At 48.1% G+C, this 5,373-nt stretch carries 3 protein-coding genes; 1 reads left to right on the top strand and 2 read right to left on the bottom strand.

The window, feature by feature from the left end; translation table 11 throughout:
- Both QUA00_RS36085 and QUA00_RS36080 read right to left on the bottom strand, forming a co-directional pair.
- The coding region (locus tag QUA00_RS36085) for a DUF4347 domain-containing protein (RefSeq protein WP_333413361.1) at positions 1-2,870 on the bottom strand (2,870 nt) is incomplete at its 3' end.
- A 702-nt stretch (positions 2,871-3,572) separates the two neighbouring features.
- Positions 3,573-4,541: a cation diffusion facilitator family transporter gene (locus tag QUA00_RS36080; RefSeq protein WP_333413359.1), complete on the bottom strand. Its 969-nt coding sequence runs from the start codon at positions 4,539-4,541 to the stop codon at positions 3,573-3,575.
- A gap of 55 nt (positions 4,542-4,596) precedes the next feature.
- Here QUA00_RS36080 and hpsU point away from each other — a divergent pair, with 55 nt between their 5' ends.
- Positions 4,597-5,274 (top strand): hormogonium polysaccharide biosynthesis acetyltransferase HpsU, encoded by a 678-nt coding sequence (gene hpsU / locus QUA00_RS36075; RefSeq protein WP_333413357.1) that lies wholly within the window; start codon positions 4,597-4,599, stop codon positions 5,272-5,274.
- The last annotated feature ends 99 nt before the right edge of the window (positions 5,275-5,373 follow it).

Raw genomic sequence — 5,373 nt, 5'->3', positions numbered from 1 at the left:
CCTTTTTGGACGGCTTCATTCAAGGTGACGACTAAATTAGCAGTAACTGCAACACTGGTGGCGTTATCTGCGGGGCTGAAACTGGCAGCGGTGGGGGCTGTGGTGTCAACGGCGACAGCAGTAGTGAAATTCCAAGCAGTTGCGTCTGCAATGCCGACATAATTATTACCTGCTAAGTCTTTAATCGCACCGGCGCCAATTTCAACGTAGTAACCTGTACCGGGCGCTAAATCTGCCAGTGGATTAATGGTGACGCTACTACCAGTAACGGTGACATTGGGTGTGGTGACATCAATGGTTTCAACCACCGTGCCGTCGGTTTTCTTGATAACAATATTGCCAGTGCCTTTTTGGACGGCTTCATTCAAGGTGACGACTAAATTAGCAGTAACTGCAACACTGGTGGCGTTATCTGCGGGGCTGAAACTGGCAGCGGTGGGGGCTGTGGTGTCAACGGCGACAGCAGTAGTGAAATTCCAAGCAGTTGCGTCTGCAATGCCGACATAATTATTACCTGCTAAGTCTTTAATCGCACCGGCGCCAATTTCAACGTAGTAACCTGTACCGGGCGCTAAATCTGCCAGTGGATTAATGGTGACGCTACTACCGCTAACGGTGACATTGGGTGTGGTGACATCAATGGTTTCAACCAGCGTGCCGTCGGTTTTCTTGATAACAATATTGCCAGTGCCTTTTTGTACGGCTTCACTCAAGGTGACGACTAAATCAGCAGTAACTGCAACACTGGTGGCGTTGTCTGCGGGGCTGAAACTGGCAGCGGTGGGGGCTGTGGTGTCGGCCGTGCGCGTCAAAGCAGTGGCCGCTGTATTGTTGTTGCCGGCGGCATCCGTAGCTATATTGGCGGGGATGTTAACTGTAACTGTGCCGCTCCCTGTGGGGGTGACGGTGAAGTTGTAGGTGGTGCCGGTGCCACTAAAGCCGCTGACGGTGCCGTTGGTGACGGTGATATCAGTGTCGATAAAGTTGGTTGTGCTTTCACTGAAGGTGGCGGTGACGGGAAACGCTGCGGTGACGGTGGCGGCGGCGGCCGAAGTCAGGGCTACTGTGGGAGGAATTGTATCTGTGACCCAAGTCGCTCCGTTTTGGAGAGTCCCAGAGTTATCCGTGCCACTGATATCACTCGCTGTAACGCCGGCTCCTTCATCAAATTTCCAATAGCCCAGCAACCCCGCTGTGTTGGGGTCTATGTTTTGATTTATACTGCCCTGAATCTGGGCTTGAGTGCGGGCGGTATTCCAGACGCGCACTTCATCAATTTGTCCGTTAAAATTGCGTCCTGTGACCTCCTGGTTGGCACCGATTAAGACATCGAAAGTATTGGTGGGAATGGCAGCAACGCCATTGAGTGTTCCCTGAAGAACGCCGTCGATGTACAGGCTCATGGTCGAGCCGTTATAGACAGCAGCCACATGGTGCCACTGCCCGTCATTGACGTTGGTGGTGCCGACGACCACTTGTGTGCCACCAGTGCCAATGGCAAATTCTAGGCTGTTGCCGGTTCCAGTTGGTCCGCCCCCCCGCGCAATTCGCCAGGAGCTATCACCTTTACTGATAATGCTTTCCCACGCTTTGCTGAAGCCGTTTGATTTAAACGACGCTTCTACGGTGATGGCACTGGTGAGGTTAAATGTGGATGAGTTGGCAATGCTGACGGAATTGCTGCCATTTAACTGTAAAGTCGTGGTTTTTGGAGCTTCTATGCTGCTCCAGGTCGCACTGTTGAGCGTGCCATCATTGTTTCTGCCTGCGGCATCTACTGCGGTGGTTCCTACAGCTTCATCAAATTTCCAATAGCCCAGCAACCCCGCTGTGTTGGGGTCTATGTTTTGATTTATACTGCCCTGAATCTGGGCTTGAGTGCGGGCGGTATTCCAGACGCGCACTTCATCAATTTGTCCGTTAAAATTGCGTCCTGTGACCTCCTGGTTGGCACCGATTAAGACATCGAAAGTATTGGTGGGAATGGCAGCAACGCCATTGAGTGTTCCCTGAAGAACGCCGTCGATGTACAGGCTCATGGTCGAGCCGTTATAGACAGCAGCCACATGGTGCCACTGCCCGTCATTGACGTTGGTGGTGCCGACGAGCGCTTGTATGCCTGCACCAGTGCCAAGGGCAAATTCTAGGCTGTTGCCGGTTCCAGTTGGTCCGCCCCCCCGCGCAATTCGCCAGGAGCTATCACCTTTACTGATAATGCTTTCCCACGCTTTGCTGAAGCCGTTTGATTTAAACGACGCTTCTACGGTGATGGCACTGGTGAGGTTAAATGTGGATGAGTTGGCAATGCTGACGGAACCCGTGCCAGTTAAATTAATGGCAGTGTTTTTAGGCGTAAGGACGCTTTGATAAGTGGCGAGCGCTTCGTCTGAAAAAGCGAGGTCAGCTTCGATCGCCCCTGTTGTTTTTTCCAGTTCCCAGTCGCCCCCTAGTGCTGCATTACCGGTCTTATTGGTAGATGCTGCCACATCCGCCCCGGTTATTTCACTCAGGCGCTTTACGAAGTTTTCTCCAACTTCTCCGGCTGCTACATCGCAGCCATAAAGTAGGATATCGCCATTTGCTGTCAGGGCATTTCCCCACTGTTTTAGCTGATCGCTGAAAGTTTCTAGGTTATTGTCATTGAGTATGTCAGCACCTAGTTTTAAACTGCCTTCGCTGCCGTGAGAAACTATATGAACTGCTTCAATATCTTTTTGATCTGCCAAGGCGTTAGTAATTTGGTCGATCGCGCTGAAATTTTCCTTTAAAATCACAATTAGAGCGGGATCGATGCCTTGGATTAGGCTTTGATAATCTTGTACAGAAGAGTCTACGAAAATAATTTGCTTGTTCATAGTTGATAAGTTCATAATTGCTGAAATCCTTTATATGTATCGTTTACATCCAAGTCTGGCCGGGGTTGAAACCCCCGCATCAAAGCTTAAGTCCTCTTGCATAGGACTGAATAATTTATTAGTCTTATTGCTCAAATAAATCGATCGGTAAAATTGTTAGCCCGTTGCCTTTTGTTCACGGAAAATGAACAAGAAAAACTGATTGTCTTCGCTCATGGCTGACAACATTCGATCGACTTGGGCCCCCAATAGGGGAAGTCATAGCGCTGTAAAACCGGGGATTTTGTCGTCGTAGTAGTGCAGCCAGTAAAGTAGAGCCTGAGCGGGGTAGTCCTGATATGAAGTGAGGTTTCACTGGCCTCGTGGGGGAATGGGATCCGATAACATTAGATGCAACTTAAATGTATCATACCACAGACATATCTTTTATAGCATACTTTTATTTAACCTTTCGCAACACAACATCCAGATTTACGATCTCTTTACAATTTAGACATCGTGGGTTGGCTTTCCCCTATCTCTATCATTGCTTCGGGCCCCTGCCTTTGTAAAGTCGGAAAAGTCGGATCTTAAAGTCGGAAAAGTCGGATCTTTGCCATGAGGACATAATAAGGTTTACGCTATCTTTACAATCTAGATATCGCCCTTGTTAATTACTTAGGTATTTTAACTGCATATCTAAGGGAATCTACGCGGATATACGCAGATGAAGAGATGTTATTTGATGAGTTCTTCGAGGGATGGAAAAAGCAATTTTTCTGCGCTCACTTTTTCGCAATCACAAGGCTGTTGACTTGCGGATATTGCTGATACTTTTCCTAGCAGCAATTGGAGGCTTTCGATTAGCAATGGTAGAGTTAATAAAATAATTGATGCAGAGACTAGCAAGCTAATTAAACCGTCAGCCCAATTCCAGTGCAGCCACGCGACGGCGATCGCAGCTAAAATTACTCCAACCGACGAAAAAATGTCTGCAACTGCGTGCAGAAAGGCGCTTTTGAGGTTCAAGTCGCCGTGACAGCAGGAATGCAAGCAACAAGCATTAATCGAGTTGATGCTTAAACCGACTATGGCGGTAATTAACATCGGCAGCCCTTCTACTTCGGGGGTTGGGGACTGCAAACGGCCGATCGACTCGGCGGCAATCCAAAGGGCGATCGCCACTAAACTGATACTATTAATTAAAGCAGCAATGATTTCTCCACGGGCGGGCAGGATGCCCACCCCACAATCAAATTCACTGTTTGTGGAACAGGCATCTTGCCTGTTCTTAAGAATACTGCCCGATCTCAATACTAGCTTTTTACGGGCGGGCAGGATGCCCACCCCACCGGCCAATTCACTGTTTGTGGAACAGGCATCTTGCCTGTTCTTAAGAATAGTACCCGAACTCAATTCGATCGTACAATCTACGGATTTACTTTTGCGTTTGACTGAGGAGTACCAAGTCGCTGTCAAAGTTATTGCTAAAGCTGCTACATCTGAAAAAACGTGACCCGCATCTGCTAATAGGGACAAACTATGAGAATTAAGTGCGGCGATTAACTCTGCTACAAAAAAGCTGCTAAGCAGTACCAATGCTGTTTGTAAAAGTCGCACTTTGCCAATTCTGGGATTTGTATTCTCGCATTGTGCGATATCCTTGGCGTTTTCTGAGTCAAAATTGTCCCTAACTAGAAATGTCATGCAGCAGTCCTTAAGGTTAAACTCGATTTTAAATTAAACATTAAATTAACTATCAATGACCGATTATATACCAAATCCCCACCAAGATCCGGAAAATCCGATCGCAAATTCCCCAAATTGTCAAATAAACGATCGCCCAATTAGCGACTATCACGCAAATACTTTGACAGGCGAATCTTTAGTTGATTTGCGCCGCTACGATCAATCAAAGTTCGATCGAGGAAAGCCTGGTTGGCTAATTTTGGTTTGGTGGTTCGTGCAGGCGATCGCATTTCCTCTCACTCCACACCCTTTTAACGGCATCAGAAGCGGCTTGCTGCGGTTATTTGGAGCGAAAATAGGTCGGGGTGCGATCGTTCGCCCCACGGCTCGTTTTACCTATCCTTGGAAAATTGCAATCGGAGACTACAGTTGGATCGGAGATGATGTTGTATTGTACAGTCTCGATCGAATTGCGATCGGCAAACACTGCGTCATTTCTCAAAAAAGTTACCTCTGCACCGGCACTCATGACCCTCAAGACCCAGCCTTTGGCTTAATCACAGCATCTATTATCATTAATAACGGCGTTTGGATTGCCGCCGACTGCTTCATTGGCCCTGGTGTAGAAATCGGTGCAAATGCGTTAATTGGAGCTCGCAGCAGCGTCTTTAAAAATATGCCTGCAGGCTTTATTTGCACAGGAACACCTTGTCGTCCCCGCTGTCAGCGAGAAATTAACAAAAGTTCGTAATAGACATTGCACCGGGAAACTAAGGAATGAGAATTAAATAACTTCCACTCTTGAAAGTGGGATGGGCGTCCCGCCCGTCCAAAAAGGACGGGCGGGACG

The sequence above is a fragment of the Microcoleus sp. T2B6 genome, from assembly GCF_036700475.1.
GTDB lineage: Bacteria > Cyanobacteriota > Cyanobacteriia > Cyanobacteriales > Microcoleaceae > Microcoleus.
This window is presented reverse-complemented; position numbering and strand designations above follow the sequence as displayed.

What these genes read in the sequence shown, in the direction of transcription:
- QUA00_RS36080 (WP_333413359.1), bottom strand. Translation starts at nt 4,541, where the DNA reads ATGACATTTCTAGTTAGGGACAATTTTGACTCAGAAAACGCCAAGGAT.
- hpsU (WP_333413357.1), top strand. Translation starts at nt 4,597, where the DNA reads ATGACCGATTATATACCAAATCCCCACCAAGATCCGGAAAATCCGATC.